A 259-nucleotide genomic window follows, 5' to 3' on the forward strand; every position below is an offset into this window, starting at 1 on the left:
GCTACTACGAGGTGAAAAAGATTTATTCTATAAGTATCCTCTACTTCGATATCGGCAAAGGGGACGATTATTTGTATCATGGTCAGAATAACTTTACGGGAGTACACACCGGAGATCGGCTCGAAATAACCACTAAAGAAAAGGATGCCCTCGTCCGTAAACTTCCCGCAGAAGTTTTTCCGGAGTATTTCCTGATTCGTGTGAATGAATTCAATAAAGTAGCCGTTACTCCACTGGAAGAATGGATTGAGTACCTGAA

The 259-nt window shown here is 41.7% G+C and carries 1 pseudogene; it reads left to right on the forward strand.

Annotated elements, in window-relative coordinates:
• A pseudogene (locus tag HMPREF2794_RS23530) lies at positions 1–259 on the forward strand (hypothetical protein); the annotation flags it as partial.

It is taken from the genome of Bacteroides sp. HMSC067B03 (assembly GCF_001811315.1).
Lineage (GTDB): Bacteria > Bacteroidota > Bacteroidia > Bacteroidales > Bacteroidaceae > Bacteroides > Bacteroides faecis.